Genomic DNA, 19,594 nt, shown 5'->3' on the forward strand with positions numbered 1-19,594 from the left:
ACGATTCGATAACGGCTGATATTGCTGCTCATATTTCATTTTATGGGCGCAAGTTGGTGTAAGATAAGGGAAGTTCGGCAAAATTTATGCTATGATGCCAAGCACTATAGCCAGCTATCGATACGCCAAATAAACCTTTAATCGTACTTAGAATTGACCGATTTTACAAATAGGCAAAGCTGTTTTAGGCGCACGTGCTATACGATAATTTGCTTTATCTTTTTTGTATTCTAGTTGCCGTTATTTACCCCATAAACTTGGCATGACCAAAGGAATTAACAGACATTATGTACGCTGAAGAAACCAACAACGTCACCGCAATTAAAGACATTCGCGCTCGTGAGATTTTAGACTCACGCGGTAACCCAACGATTGAAGCCGATGTTATCTTGGCTGATGGTACGATTGGCCGTGCTGCAGCACCAAGTGGCGCGTCAACTGGCTCGCGTGAAGCGCTTGAGCTGCGTGATGGCGACAAAGATCGCTACATGGGTAAAGGCGTGAAAAAAGCCGTTGCCAATGTGAATAGCCAAATCCGTAGCGCTTTGATGGATAAAGACGTTACAGAGCAGCAAGGCATTGATGATGCAATGATTGCGCTAGACGGTACAGAAAACAAAGACAGCCTTGGTGCCAACGCCATGCTAGCGGTGTCACTTGCCACGGCTAAAGCGGCTGCCAAATCAAAGAACTTGCCATTACACCAATATATTGCCAACTTGCGCAATCAGACGTCGCTCACGATGCCTGTGCCAATGATGAATATCTTAAACGGTGGCGAGCATGCGGATAATACTGTAGATATCCAAGAGTTCATGATTGAGCCAGTTGGGTTTACGAGCTTCTCAGAAGCATTGCGTGCTGGTACGGAGATTTTCCACAGCTTAAAATCTGTCCTAAAATCACAAGGCTTGAATACAGCGGTCGGTGACGAAGGTGGTTTTGCACCAAACCTACGCAGCAACGAAGAAGCCATCACTGTCATTATGCAAGCGATTGAGCAAGTCGGCTATAAAGCTGGTGAAGACATTCATCTTGCGTTAGATTGTGCAGCAAGTGAGTTCTATAAAAATGGTCAATATATCTTGGCAGGCGAAGGTAATAAATCTTTTGATAGCCAAGGTTTCTCAGACTATCTAGTTGGTTTGGCACGTCAATATCCTATTATCTCTATCGAAGATGGTCTTGATGAGTCAGATTGGGATGGTTGGAAGTATTTGACTGAGCAAATTGGTGATAAAGTTCAATTGGTTGGCGATGATTTATTCGTAACCAATCCTGCTATCTTGCAAGAAGGCATCGATAAGAAAATTGCCAACGCGATTTTGATCAAGTTTAACCAGATTGGTACGTTATCAGAAACGCTAGATGCTATTTATCTGGCGAAGAAAAATGGTTATGCGACGATTATTTCGCATCGTTCAGGTGAAACTGAAGACAGTACTATTGCAGATTTAGCAGTTGGTACAGCTGCTGGTCAGATCAAGACTGGCTCGCTATGCCGCTCAGATCGCGTCGCAAAATACAATCAATTGCTTCGTATCGAGCAGCAAGTACGTGCAAGCTATCGAGGCCGTGAAGAGTTCATTGGTCTACGTGGTTAATAAGTCCAAGTTAATCAGGACTTAATGCTAAAGCTGGGCAGTATGTAATCATTATTGTGTTTATATATTGCCTAGTTGCTTTAGCTAATTTTTACTATATCTTTGTCGTTTGGCGTTATCCTCTTATGAAATATTTTAGCCAATTTATGTTACTCGCGTTAGCCGTTGCTGTCCTGTTAGGGCTGCAATATCAGTATTGGCTAGGCGAAAATGGTCGTTTCGAGCACAACGAATTGATGACTCAGACAGAAGAGCAGCAGCGCTTGAACGAGAGCCAAGTAGCAGCAAATAATTTATTACGTACCGACGTATATGATTTAAAAAATGGTCTCGAAGCAGTAGAAGAACATGCTCGTTTAGATTTGGGTTTGATTAAACCAAACGAGACATTCGTGCAAGTATCCACTGCACCTACCACGCACAGCAGTCAGTAATCATTCTTAGTTTTCTAAAAAGTACTACCTGTTATTATCTAGAATAGGTATTCTGTTCACCTCGTTCTCTTTACCTCTCTTAGCACTTGTTTTCCTTTAGCCATATTGTCATGGGTCTCAATTACTAGATCTGCTTGATGAGTACTATCTTATGAACACCACACCTCATATACATGCCATGATCGTCGCTGCTGGTCGCGGTAGTCGTTTCGGTGCGTCTGTTGCCAAGCAATACACGATGCTACAAGGGCGGACACTGCTACAGCATAGTGTGGCAAGGCTCGCCTGTAGTGATTATGTTGATAAGTGCTTGTTGGTCATTGCAGCAGATGACACCACCGCTCAAACACTCGATTTTGCACTTCCTATAGATTATGCCATTGGCGGTGCTGAGCGTTGGCAATCAGTGCAGGCAGGTGTAGAGGCAATCAGTCATTCAGGCGCTGACGATTCAGACTTAGTGTTGATTCATGATGCTGCGCGTCCTGCTGTACCCAGTAATGATATTAATCAGGTGATCGAAGCGGCGATGACAGAGCCTTATGGCGCTATCCTAGCAACACCTGTGGCTGATACACTAAAAGAGTCGTACGTCTATTCTACTGCACAATCTGAGCTTACGAATGAGACTATTATTAGTAACCATGCACATTCTTATGCTAAACGCACTATCGACCGCAGTAATATGTGGCAAGCTCAAACCCCACAAGTATTTCGATTAGGTGAGTTGAAGAGGGTGTTGGCTTATGTTCTTACCCATAACCTTTCTATCACGGATGAAGCCAGTGCCTTTGAATACTTAGATTTCCCTATTCGTCTAGTGACTGGCAGTCGCCAAAACATAAAGCTCACTTATCCAGACGATGCTATCTTACTTGCCGCTATTCTGACTGCGCAATCGTAATTATCCTAAAGTATTTCCAATAGCTTTTTTTATTCACCTACTGTGACCTATCTCGTATCAAATACGTCTATTTAATGGAGATGTAGGTGTGCCTATATCTCACATATTTCAGCTAGCACCTATTTTAAAATAAAAACATAGGCTACTTCATTCATTTGAAGTCTTCTCAATTATGAAGAACAAACAGTATTGTCAAACATAGATTGCTTTGATGACCAAACTAGCCTATGATGTAACCAACTTAATGCAATTAATATAAACATTTATAAAATCAATAATATACCAGACCAATTTGATGCTTCTAAAAGTCTTGTCTCTATGTTTTTTCTAAAGTTAGTATGGTTGTTTTAGCTCCATTTATCTAAAAATAGGGAGAATCGAATTGTCAAAAATTAATGATTCGACAAATCCAGTCACAATAGATCTCTGCCAGCTTGTATATATCAGCCAAATCACTTCGACTGGTCTGTCAGGCTCTAGTACGCTTAATGACATTTCAGAGATTTCGATTGAGCAGAACCAAGCCGATAACGTCACGGGTATTCTTTGCTATGGCAATGGTTATTTCTTACAGTGTGTAGAAGGGTCAGAACAAGCGCTCACTAATTTAAAAAATCGATTGCTAGTAGATGACCGTCATAAAGAACTAAAAATTCTAGATTTTTCACAAATCTCACAACGCCGTTTTACGAATTGGTCTCTACGTTCTGTCACACTTGAACGTTGGATGACAAAAGAGCCTGAGCTGAAAAACTTTATGCCGTTTAAGCCTTACGACTGGGATTCTAGTGAATGGCCAAGGTTTGTAAATATCCTACAAGGGTATTATGAGGAACAGGCAAGAACAGGTAATATAGATACGCCACCTATTAAGTACAGTACATTAGGGGTGACCTTAAGCAAGGTGGTCGGTCAGCATCAAGCGTTCTTCTTGATTCAAACTGTACTTGGTGTGATGGTTATCATGACATTGTTATGGTTGATGTTATCAGATAAAATCTGGTAGATTTTATAAAGAAATTGTATTCGATCTAAAAAGCCAACAGTCAATGTTGGCTTTTTTGTCAGTAAATTTTCGATAAAACTTTTAATATAGATGCAGCAGCAAATCAAGTTGCGTATTCATAGTACACATTACTAGCTGCATTAAATTAATAGTGATAGAGGTTTGAAGGTCTTAGGCATTGTCTTTTTGAGACAGTTAAATGCACGCATAAAAAAAATCCCAATCATGATGTGATTGGGATTTTCGATGGTACGCTTGTTAGTCTTAATAGATGCTTTGCAGCAAACTTGCTAACGAGTGACGCCAAATAGTGGCGTCCCCAGGGGGATTCGAACCCCCGTTACCGCCGTGAAAGGGCGGTGTCCTAGGCCTCTAGACGATGGGGACTAGTAACACAACACCTCAGCTGCTTTCACCATTTATGCCGAAGTGGTGCGTATTCTAATGGTGTCTGCGCTTGCTGTCAAGCCTTTTTCTTCGTCTTTTTAAAATTAAGTATCTTTTTTTAATTGCACGGCGAGGATGTAAGTCTTTACGCTTTAAATGATAGCGAATCCACAAAGAAGTACAAGCGCTAATCGTCAAAGCTAGCAGCATATAGCCTATGATTGTTCCCCATAATTTGAGTTGTGGATCCATGATAAAGTCCCTCCTATCAAGCCTTATAGTATGAGCAATGTCATGCTATAAGGCAGTGTGGGCAACTTAAACCATCTACAGGATACGACAACACCGTTTCAGAGTGCATACTTACAGGTCGTCGACTCGTTTGTTACTTTTGAATGATGGCCATACCATATTCAATAATTAAACGAGAGGCTTGTTTATCATGATATCAATCATATCCCTATTGATTGTAAAATCAAGATGCCAAAGTCATCAAGTGTTAAAAGTAGCACTATTAGGAGACATGGGCAATATAGGATATGTGGCTTATTTATTATCGCCGTCAGGTAATTCATCTGTATTTGCTTCATTATGCATTGCATTAGCCAGCATGGGGTAATGGTTAAGAATATGACAAAACAGCTCAGCAGTCTTTTGCGTATCATATAGTGCTGAGTGAGCGTCTTTACCATCAAAATCTAGCCCTGCTGCCTTACAGGCACGTGCCAGTACCGTCTGACCAAATGCGAGTGCTGATAGCGTGACGGTATCAAAGACTGAGAAGTTATGGAACGGATTGTGGCTCTTGTTATTGGTACGTAGCACAGCTGCATTCAAAAACGCCAAGTCAAAATGGGCATTGTGTCCGATTAATACACATTGACGGCAGTCTTCCTCACGGCGTACTTCTTTTAAACCCTTAAAAATCCGGCGTAATGCAGTTTTTTCGTCTTCAGCAATAGCTTTACGCAGTGGGTTTTTAGGATCAATCCCTGTAAAGGCGAGAGCGCTTGGCTCTAGATTTGCCCCTTCAAAAGGTTCGATATGCGCATTGAAAGCCTCTCCGGGATAAAACACACTTTGCTCATTAAGCAGCACAGGAATACAGGCAATTTCTAATAAAGCATCGGTTTGTGCATTAAAACCAGCTGTCTCAACATCGACGACCACAGGTAAAAACTTACGAAAGCGATCTTTTAAGCGTATTGGTGCTTGTTCATCTGTCACGGTATTGTCAGGCAAGGTGGCATCGTTTTGAGTGGTCATATCAGGTAAAATCGCTTTTATCAGTCGTAGTGTTATATTAAATGAAAAATAAGTATGTGATGAGATCTGTCACACCGCCTAAGATAGGGATATGACAGATATTATAGAATAAAATATAGAGGGCTTTATGTCAGGCACGTCATCAATTGGTTCACTTAGCACTCAGTACTCTTAAGTTTTACAATCTAAATGATGACATACCTTAGCGTGCTCTAGTCTCTAAGAGACCATGGTAGCGTTTCACCTGCCATAAGCGGGGTAAGAGAGCTGCCATCGAAGTAAGGATAAGCGATAGGCACTTGCATAGGCGTATTGACAAGCGTAATCGTACTCTCATTCAGTGGCATGCCGTAGAACTGGGCACCAAAACGACTGGCAAAACCTTCTAGCTTGTCTATTTTGCCAACGCTATCAAAGGCAGTGGCATACAGTGGCAAGGCAGTCGCAGCACTATAACAACCAGCACAGCCACAAGCAGCTTCTTTTTTATCCGTCGCATGTGGAGCAGAGTCGGTACCTAAGAAGAACTTTGGATTGCCGCTGGTCGCGACATCTAATAGTACTTTTTGATGGCTTTCACGCTTTAAAATAGGTAAGCAATAAAAGTGCGGTTTGATACCACCGACCAATAAATGATTACGGTTAAACATCAAATGCTGCGGGGTGATAGTGGCGGCAACGTGATTGCCTTGAGCCAATACAAAGTCCGCAGCGTCACTGGTAGTGATATGCTCGACTACAATTTTCAAAGTAGGGAACTTTACGATAATCTGTGCCAACACTTCATCTAAAAAGCGCTTTTCACGATCGAAAATATCAATATGATCTTGAGTGACTTCACCATGTATTAATAAGGGCAAGTCGTATTTTTCTAGTGCTTCAAAGACATCAACACAAGCATTGATATTGGTGACGCCGTCAGCAGAGTTGGTGGTTGCTCCAGCAGGATAGAGCTTAACGGCCTGTACGATACCTGATTTTGCTGCCATTTCGATGTCTTGTGCAGTCGTTTTATCCGTCAGATATAAGGTCATACGGGGGTCGAACGCCGTTTTGCGCTCTGTGCTCAAGCTACTAGTTTCTAGATGCGACATGATACGCGCGCGGTATGCACGTGCATCGTCGACATTCTTGACGGGCGGTACTAGGTTTGGCATGCAAATCACACGATTAAAGCTATTTGCGGCATGCGGTACTGTCGTACTCAATGCTGTGCTATCACGTAAGTGGATATGCCAGTCGTCTGGTTGAAGGATGGTCAATTCTCTAATCGAATCAGTCATAATGTCGTAGCGCTCTGTGTCGTCATATATGGGAATAAAACGGAGTGGTGTTATGTGGCTATCATAACAGATTTGCCCACTTGACTAAATATGCGACTAACGCTCTGTACATAATTCATTGGTCGTACTGTAGAAGGTTTTGATTGTTCTGCTACCATTCTATGGAGAGTAATGATTTTTGGATGTATAAAATGGCTTGGTTTATCATGATTAGATAACAATCTCATAGAGATAGCTTATATTCATTGGCCCACCATTCAACCAAAAGCTTACTCCTTATGGCAGTGGTACTTTTGCCTATAGTAAATATGATGTACACTGAGTCAGTAGTTTATCTTTCGATTGAATCTTAGCGCTTTTACCACAATTAAATTCTCATAATAGGAGTTATTCATGGCTCAACTTGATCCGAAAAATATTAATAAAATCGTATTGGCATATTCAGGTGGTCTTGATACCTCAATCATCGCTAAGTGGCTGCAAGAGACTTATGATGCAGAGGTTATTACCTTCACTGCAGATATCGGTCAAGGCGAAGAAGTTGAGCCAGCACGCGCTAAAGCAGAAGCCATGGGTATCAAACATATCCATATCGAAGACTTGCGCGAAGAGTTTGCTCGTGACTATGTATTCCCAATGTTCCGTGCCAATGCTATCTATGAAGGCGAGTATTTGCTCGGTACTTCTATCGCACGCCCGCTAATCGCCAAGCGTTTGGTTGAGATTGCTAAAGAACATAATGCTGATGCCATTAGCCATGGTGCTACTGGTAAAGGTAATGACCAAGTACGTTTTGAGCTGGGTGCGGTCGCCTTGTCACCAGACGTAGTGACCATTGCCCCTTGGCGTGAGTGGGATTTGTCTAGCCGTGAAAGCTTGATGGACTATGCGAAAGAGCACAATATTGCGATTGATTATGCGGGTAACAAGAAAAAATCTCCATACTCAATGGATGCTAACCTGCTACATATCTCCTATGAAGGCGGAATCTTAGAAGATCCATATGCTGAAGCAGAAGATGATATGTGGCGCTGGTCAGTTAGCCCAGAAGAAGCACCTGACGAAGCACAATATCTAGAGCTAGAGTATCAAAAAGGCGACATCGTTGCTATCGATGGCGAAGCACTCAAGCCTTTCGAAATCATGATCAAGCTTAATGAGATTGGCGGTAAGCATGGTATCGGACGTCTAGATATCGTAGAAAACCGTTATGTTGGCATGAAGTCACGTGGTTGCTATGAGACGCCAGCGGGTACGATTATGCTAAAAGCGCATCGCGGTATTGAGTCATTGACCTTAGACCGTGAAGCCGCGCATCTAAAAGATGAGCTAATGCCACGCTATGCTAAAACTATCTACAACGGCTACTGGTTCAGTCCTGAGCGTATGATGTTGCAAGCGTTGATTGACAAATCACAAGAATACGTCAACGGCACGGTTCGTGTGAAGCTATATAAAGGTGCGGTGAGCGTGGTTGGACGTAAGTCTGATGATTCGTTATTTGACGAAAAGATCGCAACTTTTGAAGATGATGCAGGCGCTTATGATCAAAAAGATGCAGAAGGCTTTATCCGTCTTAATGGTCTACGTCTAGCTATCGAAGCCAGCCGTGGTCGCGATTTATCTAAGTAAGATTGTCAGATTATTCGTAATCAATTAGAAAATTAAATCGCACAAAAAAGAGGCCTTAGATATAGGGCCTCTTTTTTATTGCTGATAGTTTGTGATTAAATACTTATGACAACAATTGCATTTAAATCACTGCTCTTTTCTACTCAGCTTCTGCCGTTTCCGCAACATCTTCATCGTCTACCATCACGATTGCAACATCCTGCTGCTGGCGTTCTTCGAGAGTCTTTTGTTCTAGTAGTACTTCTTCTGTTGCCAACATAGCACCGTCAGACTTTTGCATCTGATATTTGAGGGTTGCCAATCCACCCAGTATACTAATGACCAAAATGATAATGATAATGACGGGGTTTTTCCAAAGCGGCGTGGCGGCTTCGTATTCAATCGGTTTTTCACTGATCGTTGCGGGCGTGTTGTCGCTATTGCCACCGATGAGTCCCAAGCTAACCAAAGGTGGCTTGGGCGGGGTAGCAGGTTCAGAATTTACGCGCAGTCGATTGCGACTGAGATAGATATCTGATATTTTTGCGAGTTGTAATAACCAACGTTGATGTGGCAATGCAATATCATGCATTTCTGCAAACACCAGCATGTCATTATGACGCCCTTGTTGCAAGTTGTCAGGTGAGCGGCCAATGGCTTTTAGATAGTTACCTGTGGCCATCTGCATGTCTTGCACAGGTTCATAGTTTTCAGGTTTGAATGCCGTCAGTTCGTACCAGTAAGGATCGAAAGGTGGTGGGTTATTTGAGAGCTGTTCAGTGCTTAATAAGCCAACATCTGATGGACTTTCTGTTCCTGTATCTACCGTATTTTCGGCTGCTATCGCGGGCGCTTCGTTGTTTTTGTTAGACGGTTCAGCTGATAGCGTTTCTGGTTCACTGGCTGCGAAACGAGCTAATGACAAAAATTGTGGTTGTAGCGCAAACCATTTGTTAATCTCGTTATTATCAAGTTGACTGTATTCTGCCAATATAGCCAGCTCACGGAGCACAACCACACATAAAGAGGTCAGTAAAATTTGGACTTGTTGCGTCGTTGCGTCAATTTGACTGGCGATACGATCGCTCGCTTTTATGACCCGAGCATTATCAGAGAATATGGCATCTGCCGCATCGTGACGATGATATAACGTCGCACTAATGGTCGCAAAGTTCATAGAGTTGTATTGACGGAGTTCTTTGACAGCACCACGCCCAAACAGTTTTTTACTCACTGCCTGAGCATCGTAACGCTGTTGGTAAGCGAGAAGGGCACTAATAATTGCCTGCAAACTGGCATCCATTGCTAAGCGGGCTTGTGGTAATGAAAGCTTTGCGGCATCTGCCAATAATGACACCATCGGTATGGTATCTTGATATAGAAAATCATACATCGACACACGTGTCGGTGAAATAGTCGTCATAATCTGCTAGCATCAAAAAGTGTGCCCCTATATTACGGTGCCCAATGCCTTGATACAATCCCTTGATAATAGAAATTTTCAATCATTTTACGAGGATGTGTTGAATAATCCGAATATAGTCACTGTGAGTGACCTAGTTGGAAGTTTAATATGTCCTAATTGCCCTAACGGTATTTTTACGAATGACTGATAGTTGGAAGCATTTATGAAAAACAGCAATAATCTTGATATACAGATAGTTATTAACATCGCTCAGCAACATCTAACGGTACACCAGCAGAATAAAGAAATATCACGATACTCGGTATCGACTGCTAAAAATGGCATTGGCAGTCAGCAAGATAGTGGCTGTACACCGCTTGGCAAACATGTCATTGCTGAAAAAATAGGGGGTAGTGTCCCTAGCAACGCTGTGTTTATAGGCCGTGTGCACACAGGCGAGATATATAGTGCGGAACTCGGTAAGTCTCATCCTGAGCGCGATTGGATATTGAGCCGTATCCTTTGGCTAAGTGGTCTGGAAGAAGGCGTGAACAAAGGCTTCAATAGCCAAGGTGGTTGTGATACTTACCAGCGTTATATCTATATACATGGCACACCGGATACCGAGCCAATGGGCGCACCATTTTCGCATGGTTGTATACGTATGCGTAATGCGGATATCATTCAGCTATTTGAGCAGGTAAACGCGGGTACGTTTGTGACTATTACAGCTGAATAGTATAGTCAATCCTCTATAAATTGGATACTGTGTCAGTCTCGCTTAGTCTACTATTTGTAGTACTTTCACTCGTCTTCCTTGTATCCAAACTATATTGAACCGACTATGGTATAAATGGATGAAACAGAATGATAATACAAATATATTGATTAAATCATCTATCGTAATTTTCTTGAATCAGACATTATAAAAAAGACAGTCCTCATAGAGCGAGCTGTCTTTTTTATTCTACGTTTTTGCTATTTTACGATGAATGTTTTACCAAAATATCGAACGATCTCTAACTTTGGCCAAGCATTTATCGCTGTGTTTCGTGTCATTTTTGAGTACGGCTGCAAACCAACCTGCACCATATAATGCATTATTATCTACAGCTGATTTTAACTGATAATGCTGTTGATATTGTGCATAACCATGATATTTCTCTAATGATTTTTGAGCTTTGAGCAAAAATTTTAGCTGGCGTTCGGTGCGTTTTTTAGACCCTTTCTTACTTAATAGAGGTGCACAAAACTCAGTGATGTAACGCAAATCTTTTAGCTGATGCAATTCAAAGTCTGCTTGGTCATCAGTATCAAGGTTTGAGTTCGTACTTTCTAAATCAATATCTTCTAAATCAATGTTTTTTAAATCAATGTCTTCTAAATCCATACTATCGCTTTCAACATTGTTTCCCTCACCAAGCTCTTCATCAGTATGGAGCAGCTTTTCATATTGTTTGGATAGGATCTTCAAGATTTTATCGGTAGCAGGCTTGTTGTTTTGAGGCTCAAGGCTTGGATCACTCATGGTAAAAGCAATGAGTTCTAATAAGGTCAGCTGAAAATCAGGGATGCTAATGGCATCAATAGGCTTGGTTTTGAGAGCGTCAATATCCATCGTCCAGTTAGTCTCAGGCGCGCCATATTCTTGCAGCTTAGGATCGATATGATTTGCTAGGTAATCCAGCTCCTGATAATCATCAATAAAGGTGGCCGTTTGGTTTAGTATTGGCTGCCAATCAGGATTGATTTCATCAGAGAAGCTAGTAAACGCATCTAGGGCAGCTAGCAGGCGGCGAATGCCTATCTGTGATTGTAATATGTGGTCACTGTCAGTACTACCCGCCACGATAGCACTGCTGTTCGGTAGTATTTGCAGTAGACAGTTATGTACGGCAGCCCTCACAAAAGCAGGCATGCTAGTTTTTTTATTGATGTTTAGCTGGCTAAGATCCGCACTAACTGCTGGGCTATGATTTTGTCCGTTGATGAGTAACCCACCACGTTCAGCTTTGGTCACAGTAGATAAGCATAGCTTGTAGCGCTGACACCAAGTTTTGGCTGTCATGAATAGAAAATCTAAATCTCCTGATATCAGCTCGAATTCTATCTCTTGGATGACTTCTCGCTGAGCATCATCATTACTATGAATAATCTCTCCATGATCGTAGGCTATCTCAATGCTATTGTTTATTTGATTGTCTACTTGATCGCTACTGTCTTCTACTAGCAATCGAGTGGTGCGCTGTACATCAGTGATATACAATCGTGTCAGTGTTTTTGCCAGCTTTTTGAGCTTAAAGTCAGACAATGCAGGAGCGATTGGTGTGTCTTTATAAATGGTCAAATCAGGCATGAGGGAGTTGGTATCGAGCATTGCTTGTACTTGTTCGTTATCTAACACCGCATTGTGCTCTAAGCGCGCTGCAATACCATCGCCGCCAGCTTTGATGGTCTGTACCCACGAATCGCCTTCTTTACGAATCCGCAAGCCAATACCTGCCTGTGCCAACTGTTGATCGGGCGTATCGTAATAATGGGCAGCCAGTTGCGTCAGCTGTGAGGATTTGACTTGAGCTTGACGCATCAAGCCTTTTAGCCGTGGTTCTGGCACCAAAAACTTCAACTCTATCTCTTGCATGGTGGCTCCCTATTATTTTAATAAACGTTAAGTGAGTACTTTAGTCAATCTATAGCTAGTTCAATATAATTTGGATACAAGGAAGTCGAGTGAACGTACTACACATCTGTACTCGGCTACTTTGTGCTTTTTTAGATTGAATCAACTCTATCGTATGAAAGCTATCATTTAATAACAAGTAATATTCTATAGAACTGCCTAGGGCGTGTCATCAATTAGCACATTAATACATTTAGTGGCCTTAAAATGGCCAAATTTTGCTAAACATCGTCAGTAATTTTGTCAATATATTCATATTAACGGTAATTCCTTCCTTGTTTATCTACAATTTTTCTCATTTTAAGCCTCACAATCTAATTGATGACACACCCTAGGTGTTTTTTCTATAAAAAATACACTTTTGTTTTATTGTCGCTATAATTGAGAAAATATTGAACAAAAGTATATTTAATATGAGAAAAATCTTTATGGTATCTGAAAGCCGTCTTTTGAAAAAACAGGTTAGTTTTGATCAGCAGCAGGATTCTATGATGAGTAAGCTTAAAACATCATTACCACCCAATCGTTTGTCATTATCTATAGCTACGGTAATGCTCGGGTCTGTATTACTAATGAGTGGCTGTAGTCAATCTGAGGAATATGCAGAAAGTGCCTCAGAAGAGCCAAGCGATTATGTGAATGAACAAGACGTTAGTGCTGATATAAATACCGTGATGTCTGAACAATCAGCTGTTGCAGAGCTAGAATCAGAGGCTGACAATCAAGCCAATGAGCTTACGGTTGAGAGTTTATCAGAGAGTAGTGAGCAGACACTTGCTAGTCAGGCCGCTAATATCCAGATACAAGGTAAAGAGCTGCTAATCAATGCCAGTGCAAACTTTACTGTCAAAGACGTGGTCAAGAGTAGCGCTGCTATTGAGACATTGACACGGCAGCAGGGTGGCTATGTGGCGCTCAGTAATATTAGCAACTATCCACGTAGCGATAGAACCTTTGTCCAAGGTGATAAAAATATTACAATCACAACCTATAATCGCCAAGCTGAAATGACGGTTCGGGTTCCTCGGGTCAACGTCAATAAGTTCTTGGAGCAAATGCAGCAGCAAGTGGCTTTTTTGAATGGTCAGGAGTTCACGGCACAAGACGTTACTTTAGATATTTATCGTGAGCAGCTGGCAAGTCAGTTGAATAGCGATATGGCGGATGAGCTCAGTCAAGAGCGTCTCGATAGTAAAAATGATAAAGATCAGGGTAGTAATGTCGATGCTATCACCGCTACTTATGCAGCACGTCGCCAAAAAGAATTGGCAAAGCTTGAGCAAATGGATATCGCCGATAAGGTTAAATATAGCACCATCAATCTGAGCTTTATGCAGCCAGATGTCAGTTATAAAGAAACCACGCAAAACCTAGACGTTTTGATAGATGCTGAGCGGCCGAGTTTTGGCACCGAAGTCAACAAATCATTCAAAGATGGTTGGAGTATGCTCAGGTCATTTGCACTTGGCATTATACAATTGTGGTGGCTAGTGGTGCTTGGTGGTGTTTTTTATCTCATTTATAGAATGATAAAAGCGATCTATCGTAAGTTTTTTAAACACAGCCCTCGTGTAGAACACTTACGACGTAATCTGATGGGTGAAAACCAAGACGTCCATCATTCAGAGGGTATAAAGAGCAATCAGGTAGGTGATAATACCGACAGTGCTAAAGAGACTGATAGCAAGGATGCTAAGCATTAGGGCGTGTTCTCAATTCAAACGAGTGTCCTCTAAATGAGCTAAAAATAGCTAAATTTTGCCAAAAGTCGTCAAATAGCTGGTTAATATCCTGATATTATCTGCGCTATTTTCCTCGTTTGACGACAACTTATCTCATTCTTATCATCATTTTTAAAATGAGGACACGCCCTAGAATTGAAGCTTAAAAAGCTCACAATGACAGAGTATCAATAAACAGCCATAAAAAAGCCGCCCTACATTATGTAGGGCGGCTTTTTTAGCAATTATTTATAGAGAGTCGGTTATTAGAACTGGTTCATTGTGTTCTTGCCGCCGCCAGCTTTAAGTGCGTTGTCACCAGAGAAGATTTCTTTGTGATCATCGCCTAGGTCAGAACCCGCCATTGCTTGGTGCTTAACACAAGCGATGCCTTCACGGATTTCTTTACGTTGTACGCCAGCTGCATAAGCAAGCATGCCTTCTTCACCGAAGTAGCCTTTAGCAAGTTCATGAACGCTAAGTGCAGTCGTGTGATAAGTCGGTAGGGTGATTAAGTGATGGAATACACCCGCTTCACGTGACGCATCACGTTGGAAGTTCTTAGCGGCTACGTCAGCTGCTGCATCAAGCTCAGTACCGTCGTAATCAGCACTCATCAAGTCATCTTTATTGTATGCAGAGAGGTCTTTGCCTTCTTCTTCCCACTGAGCGATAACTTGCTTACGGAAGTTAAGCGTCCAGTTGAATGATGGGCTGTTGTTGTATACAAGCTTCGCTTTAGGCTGTTGCTCTTTAATACGGTCAACCATCATTTTGATGTGTTCTACGTCTGGCGTTGGTGTCTCAATCCATAGTAGATCGGCACCGTTTTCTAGAGCGGTCACACAGTCAAGTACAACGCGGTCAATGTTTGTGTCTTCGCGGAACTGATATAGGCCATTTTGCAGACGAACTGGACGTACTAGTTTGCCGTTGTGCTTAAGCAAGCTGTCGTTTTCTTGAGCGTTTTCTAAAGTCACTTCTTCCATTTCGATGAAGTCGATGTATTTAGAAGCCAAATCGCCTGGCTCATTTGATACTGGGATTTTTTGCGTCAGTGATGCGCCTTCAGAGTCAGTACGAGCAACGATAACGCCGTCTTCAACACCAAGCTCTAGGAATGCATAACGGATAGCGTTTAGTTTAGAGATGAAGTCTTCGTGCGGTACAGTTACTTTACCAGCTTGGTGACCACATTGCTTAGCATCAGATACTTGGTTTTCAACCTGAATGGCACAAGCACCAGCTTCGATCATTTGCTTAGTCAATAGGTAAGTGGCTTCTTCGTTACCGAAACCTGCATCGATATCAGCAATGATTGGCACAACATGTGAATCAAAGTTTTCGATTTTTTCTACGATAGCTGAAGTATCTTGACCAGCTTCTTCAGCAGCATTTAGCTCACGGAAGTAATCGTTCAATACTTTAGCATCGGCTTGACGTAGGAAAGTATAGATTTCTTCGATTAGCTTAGGTACTGACGTTTTTTCGTGCATAGATTGGTCAGGTAGTGGACCAAACTCAGAGCGTAGGGCTGCAACCATCCAACCTGATAAGTAGATATAAGTTTTAGAAGTAGTGCCAAAATATTTCTTTTTAGCGTACATAGTTTGTTGTGCAACAAAACCATGCCATGCACCTAGAGACTGTGTGTACTGAGACGTATCATTGTCATAGTCTTCCATGTCTTGACGCATGATTTTTGCAGTATATTTTGCGATATCCAAGCCCGTTTTAAAACGGTTTTGTGACATCATACGTGCCGCATCGGTTTCGCTGATATTCTGCCAGTTACCGTGTTTTTGCTTCAATTCACGTACTAAGTCGATCGCTGATTTATATGCAGTTGACATCTATGTCTCCTTGGTGGGGTGTAAAAACAAATAAGTTAAGTGCTAAAATAATGACAATTGTGTATGACTGAAAAGGTATACATTTAGACTTTATATTAGTGCTATTGACATCTCATAAGGTCAGACAGAATTACAAGCTATCAGTTAAAGCCTTATTTACCCTAAACAAACTTAGTCACTAATACAAGAGAATTACTAGAACTTGGTAGTGAAAAAACAATGGGCAATGTATAAAAGGTTGCTGAGCTTATTCATATATTTCTAAAGCACTTGCGTTCTTTATTGAATGGCCATGTCATTATCGGCAGTAAGAAATGTTACAATAATAAACAGTTTGTGCGATAGATTTAGTCATTGTCTAATGACTATAACGGTCTTTTAAGCAATCAATTCATCGTATGATGCTACCGATAAAGACCATCAATATACTATATAATTGTGTCGGTCAAATGAATGTAGCCAGTCTATAAAACTAAGCTGTATCGTTTGCGTTACAAGTCATCCTATGAGACTTACTATAACTGCCTTACCAAGATTTATCTAATTTATGATTATTATCTTGGGTATTTTCTTTAGTTATAATTCATATATAACAGTACCTTACGTTAGACAGTTTGGGTTATACTTAGCAGATATCGCATGAAATCAGATAAAAAGTAGCAGAATTACACTGCTATAGACCATAAATTGTTAGAACAGCACCAAAAATGCCAAGCTTATAACGGCACTTATCCAAAGGCCAAGAGAACTATATATGAATTTGCAGCGGGTAGATTTAAACTTATTGGTACATCTAGATGTGTTGTTACGAGAGAAAAATGTCACTCGTGCAGCTGAGCAGCTTGGCATTACCCAACCTGCGATGAGTAACATTTTGCGCCGTCTGCGCAAATTGTTTAATGACCCTCTATTGGTTCGATCATCTGAAGGTATGACGCCAACGGAGCGGGCTTTAGAGTTGCAACCTCGTATTCGTGAGATACTGGCAGATTTAACCCAAGTGTTAGAGCCACGTACTGAATTCCGTCCTTATAGTACTTCTCGCGTCTTTCGTATTATGACGTCAGACTATGCGGAAGCGACGCTAGTTCCTAAACTGGTCAAAGCCCTACGCTCAGAAGCACCCAATGTTATCTTGGATTTCTTGACACCATCGGACGTCTCTTATCGTGATATGGAGCAGGGGCGCGTTGATTTAGCGATTAACCGCTTTAATGAGATACCACAGAGCTTTCACCAAGTGTTGGTGTGGCGTGATACTTTTAGTTGCCTGCTGTCTTCTGACAGCCCTTATGCCAATCGTTTTAACTTAAAGAACTATCTAAAAGCGCAGCATGTTTGGGTATCAAAAACAGGTATGGGTGTCGGCTTCGGTGTCAATCCAGAGAAGTCTGGTGGCTTAGGTTCTATCGATCAAGCGCTACAACGTTTAGGACAAAAACGTCAGATCAGTGTCTTTACTCGTCATTATCAAATGCCAGCCATGCTTGCTGCTAACAAAGATTTGGTAGCAACGTTGCCAACCCGTGTGGCAAAAATGCAGGCAAATAACGACAGTATCAAAATGGAAGAACCACCATTCTTCATTCCTGAGTTTGAGCTAACAATGGCGTGGTCACCGTTATTGCAACATCATCCAGCCCATCGCTGGTTACGCCAACTTATCATGCATGTGGCGCGTCAAATCGTTGACGAAGAAGAAAACCCACCGCAGGAAATACCTGTGATGAACCATCTATTTTAAATTGATTATTTTCTAAGACAGATAAATTTTTAATTAAACCAGCCGCAGGGCTGGTTTTTTTATGTTCTAGCGATTAATGATTTATATATGATGTTTAGCTGTACTTAATATATCAGTCACACTCTTAACATCTTCCACACACTTCACAATATATTGTAAAACTCTTAGCCAAATAGCTTGTTAAGATAACGGCAGATAGAAAACAACCTACCTATCGTTTTTGATATTGATGTAGATTTCATAATTAAAAACCGTGACAGAAAAATAATGATAAGTGCCAATAACCCCAACTATATAAATTCTAATAACAAGGACAATAACATGTCAGATATTACTACTATCAACCCAACCACGGGCGAAGAGATTAAAAATTACGATTACATGAGCGTGGACGAAGTTAATAAAATTGTTAATGCCTCACATGAAGCATTTTTAGCATGGCGCACTGTTAGCCATGAAGAGCGTGGCCGGGCGATTAAGTCTATCGGCGACAAACTGATTGAGTATAAAGAAGAGCTGGCTAAGCTGATGACAGAAGAGCGCGGTAAGCTATACAGCCAAAGTTTAGAGGAGATTGATCTGTGTAAGGCAATCTGTGATTATACTGCTGAAAACGGTGTTGAATCACTAGCTGATGACGTACGTGACATTGAGGGCATGAGAAAAGGATTGGTCAGCTATCAACCTATTGGTATCATTTATGGTATGCAGCCTTGGAACTTCCCAGCGTATCAAGTATTCCGCTATACCATTGCTAACTTGATGGCAGGCAATAGTATCCTGCTAAAACACGCTTCTAATGTAACAGGCTCTGGTTTGCTAATTGAAAAAATACTTCATGAGTCTGAACTGCCAAATGATCTTTTCCGTACTATTATCATTGGTCATGATCAGTCAGAAGAATTAATCAACAACGACAAAGTACGCGGTGTCACACTAACTGGTAGCGATAAAGCAGGTGTCATCGTTGGACAGCAAGCCGCCAAAGCAATCAAAAAAGCTGTGTTAGAGCTTGGCTCAAACGATGCTTTCATCGTATTAGAAGATGCTGATTTAGACATAGCAGTAGAAACTTGTACACAAGCACGCCTAATCAATAACGGTGAAACTTGTGTCGCCGCAAAACGCTTCATTGTAGTAGATAGCGTATACGACGAATTTCGCAAGCGTATTGTTGAGAAGTTTGAAGGTGCGAAATATGGCGATCCTATGGATGATAGCTCAGATATCGGACCATTGGCTCGTAAAGATCTACAAGAGCAGTTACATGAGCAAGTAGAGCAAAGCGTGGCTAAAGGTGCAACGATTGCTGTTGGTGGTAAAGTTCCTGATAGCAAAGGCAGCTTTTATCCAGCCACTATTTTAGAAAACGTTGAGAAAGGTCAACCTGCGTATGATGATGAGTTATTCGGACCAGTAGCCTCGCTCATTCGCGCAAAAGACCAAGACGATGCCTTACGTATCGCTAACGACAGTCGCTATGGTCTAGGCGGTGCAATCTTCTCAAAAGATACAGACAAAGCGGTACGTCTAGCACGTGAGGAGTTTGACACTGGTATGGTCTATATCAATGGTTACGGTCTAGCCAATCCTGCATTGCCATTTGGTGGTGTCAAAAACTCAGGCTATGGTCGTGAGCATGGCGGTTTTGGTATCAAAGAGTTTGTAAACATCAAGGCCGTGCATGTTTTTTAAT

The 19,594-nt window shown here is 41.6% G+C and carries 15 protein-coding genes and 1 tRNA gene; 9 read left to right on the top strand and 7 right to left on the bottom strand.

Translation table 11 applies throughout. The annotated features are described in order from the left end of the window. Positions 1-287 precede the first annotated feature (287 nt). The 4 genes from eno (at position 288) to JMW61_RS07790 (ending at position 3,948) form a co-directional block, all read left to right on the top strand. The gene (gene eno / locus JMW61_RS07775) at positions 288-1,604 is read left to right on the top strand and encodes a phosphopyruvate hydratase (protein ID WP_194197807.1); all 1,317 of its coding nucleotides are present in this window, start codon (positions 288-290) and stop codon (positions 1,602-1,604) included. Between the two features lie 125 nt (positions 1,605-1,729). Beyond that, entirely contained in the window at positions 1,730-2,038 is a 309-nt protein-coding gene (locus tag JMW61_RS07780) for an FtsB family cell division protein (protein ID WP_110923142.1), read from the top strand. Positions 2,039-2,189: 151 nt separating this feature from the next. Further along, positions 2,190-2,942, top strand: coding sequence for a 2-C-methyl-D-erythritol 4-phosphate cytidylyltransferase (ispD, locus tag JMW61_RS07785; protein WP_201550180.1), 753 nt, complete (start codon positions 2,190-2,192; stop codon positions 2,940-2,942). A gap of 382 nt (positions 2,943-3,324) precedes the next feature. Next, on the top strand, positions 3,325-3,948 hold the full coding sequence (locus JMW61_RS07790; RefSeq protein WP_201550181.1) for a BLUF domain-containing protein: 624 nt from the start codon (positions 3,325-3,327) through the stop codon (positions 3,946-3,948). A gap of 311 nt (positions 3,949-4,259) precedes the next feature. Here JMW61_RS07790 and JMW61_RS07795 read toward each other — a convergent pair. From JMW61_RS07795 to pyrC, 4 genes are all read right to left on the bottom strand, one after another. Next, positions 4,260-4,335: transfer RNA gene (locus JMW61_RS07795), tRNA-Glu, on the bottom strand. 54 nt (positions 4,336-4,389) lie between these two features. Further along, on the bottom strand, positions 4,390-4,587 hold the full coding sequence (locus JMW61_RS07800) for a hypothetical protein (protein ID WP_197102895.1): 198 nt from the start codon (positions 4,585-4,587) through the stop codon (positions 4,390-4,392). 294 nt (positions 4,588-4,881) lie between these two features. Continuing rightward, the gene (gene rnt / locus JMW61_RS07805; RefSeq protein WP_201550182.1) at positions 4,882-5,601 is read right to left on the bottom strand and encodes a ribonuclease T; all 720 of its coding nucleotides are present in this window, start codon (positions 5,599-5,601) and stop codon (positions 4,882-4,884) included. 212 nt (positions 5,602-5,813) lie between these two features. After that, positions 5,814-6,884 carry a dihydroorotase gene (gene pyrC / locus JMW61_RS07810; protein WP_201550183.1) on the bottom strand — a complete coding sequence of 357 codons (1,071 nt, stop codon included), beginning with the start codon at positions 6,882-6,884 and terminating at the stop codon, positions 5,814-5,816. 393 nt (positions 6,885-7,277) lie between these two features. Here pyrC and JMW61_RS07815 point away from each other — a divergent pair, with 393 nt between their 5' ends. Further along, positions 7,278-8,516, top strand: coding sequence for an argininosuccinate synthase (locus JMW61_RS07815; protein WP_201550184.1), 1,239 nt, complete (start codon positions 7,278-7,280; stop codon positions 8,514-8,516). Positions 8,517-8,655: 139 nt separating this feature from the next. Here JMW61_RS07815 and JMW61_RS07820 read toward each other — a convergent pair whose 3' ends face one another. Next, positions 8,656-9,918 carry a hypothetical protein gene (locus tag JMW61_RS07820; protein ID WP_201550185.1) on the bottom strand — a complete coding sequence of 421 codons (1,263 nt, stop codon included), beginning with the start codon at positions 9,916-9,918 and terminating at the stop codon, positions 8,656-8,658. Positions 9,919-10,123: 205 nt separating this feature from the next. On the opposite strand from JMW61_RS07820, the gene JMW61_RS07825 reads away from it, so the two are divergent. Beyond that, entirely contained in the window at positions 10,124-10,639 is a 516-nt protein-coding gene (locus tag JMW61_RS07825; protein WP_201550186.1) for a L,D-transpeptidase, read from the top strand. Between the two features lie 258 nt (positions 10,640-10,897). On the opposite strand, the gene JMW61_RS07830 is transcribed toward JMW61_RS07825, so the two are convergent. Beyond that, on the bottom strand, positions 10,898-12,541 hold the full coding sequence (locus tag JMW61_RS07830; RefSeq protein WP_201550187.1) for a CYTH and CHAD domain-containing protein: 1,644 nt from the start codon (positions 12,539-12,541) through the stop codon (positions 10,898-10,900). A 530-nt stretch (positions 12,542-13,071) separates the two neighbouring features. Here JMW61_RS07830 and JMW61_RS07835 point away from each other — a divergent pair. Then, positions 13,072-14,283: a DUF4349 domain-containing protein gene (locus JMW61_RS07835; RefSeq protein ID WP_201550188.1), complete on the top strand. Its 1,212-nt coding sequence runs from the start codon at positions 13,072-13,074 to the stop codon at positions 14,281-14,283. Between the two features lie 284 nt (positions 14,284-14,567). Here JMW61_RS07835 and JMW61_RS07840 read toward each other — a convergent pair whose 3' ends face one another. Then, positions 14,568-16,154, bottom strand: coding sequence for an isocitrate lyase (locus tag JMW61_RS07840; protein WP_201550189.1), 1,587 nt, complete (start codon positions 16,152-16,154; stop codon positions 14,568-14,570). Between the two features lie 754 nt (positions 16,155-16,908). Here JMW61_RS07840 and JMW61_RS07845 point away from each other — a divergent pair. Both JMW61_RS07845 and JMW61_RS07850 read left to right on the top strand, forming a co-directional pair. Further along, positions 16,909-17,898 carry a LysR family transcriptional regulator gene (locus tag JMW61_RS07845; RefSeq protein ID WP_110923131.1) on the top strand — a complete coding sequence of 330 codons (990 nt, stop codon included), beginning with the start codon at positions 16,909-16,911 and terminating at the stop codon, positions 17,896-17,898. 321 nt (positions 17,899-18,219) lie between these two features. Continuing rightward, positions 18,220-19,593 (top strand): NAD-dependent succinate-semialdehyde dehydrogenase, encoded by a 1,374-nt coding sequence (locus tag JMW61_RS07850; protein ID WP_201550190.1) that lies wholly within the window; start codon positions 18,220-18,222, stop codon positions 19,591-19,593. Position 19,594: the final 1 nt, after the last annotated feature.

Source organism: Psychrobacter fjordensis, assembly GCF_904845995.1.
Classification (GTDB): domain Bacteria; phylum Pseudomonadota; class Gammaproteobacteria; order Pseudomonadales; family Moraxellaceae; genus Psychrobacter; species Psychrobacter fjordensis.